We start from the raw sequence: 604 nt of genomic DNA, 5'->3' as shown, positions 1-604 counted from the left end.
CACGTGCACGAGAAAGAAGGGCAGCATTAAGTTCAAACGAAGGATTCTCCGTTGTTGCCCCTATAAGAATAACAGTACCATCTTCCATAACGGGAAGAAAACTATCCTGCTGTGCACGATTAAAGCGATGAATTTCGTCGACAAACAAAACTGTTTGACTTCCAGACATAAAACGCGCCTGAGCACTTTCAAAAATCTTCTTAAGCTCAGCAACCCCAGTAAAAATAGCAGAAACTTGTTCAAAAGCGAAATTTGTTTCAAGTGCTAATAAACGCGCAACTGTTGTTTTTCCTGTCCCTGGAGGCCCCCAAAAAATCATCGAACCAATTGAGCCAGCTGCCACTATCCGTGAAAGCAAACCTTTCTCTCCTACCAAATGACTTTGTCCCGTTACATCATTAAGGGAGTGAGGACGCATCCTTTCTGCAAGCGGCTGCTTTTTATAAACCCGATGATCAAAAGACGAAATAAAAAGATCTTTATTCAAAAAAAACCTCAGCGAATAAATTGGCGAATATACATACCATCACGTTCATATTCCAATTGCCAAACCCGCGGACGATCTTGCATAAGAATCTTTTTCAACTGACTGACCGTTTGAATC

1 protein-coding gene is annotated in these 604 nt (G+C 41.4%); it reads right to left on the bottom strand.

Features of this window, described 5'->3' with window-relative positions; genetic code table 11:
- A partial coding sequence (locus ACFIO5_RS12810) for an AAA family ATPase (RefSeq protein WP_375705609.1) occupies positions 1-487 on the bottom strand: 487 nt, incomplete at its 3' end.
- Positions 488-604 lie beyond the last annotated feature (117 nt).

The organism is Bartonella sp. AA86SXKL, from assembly GCF_042196885.1.
Note: the sequence above shows the minus strand (reverse complement) of the source record. Positions and strands in the feature narration are given on the sequence as shown.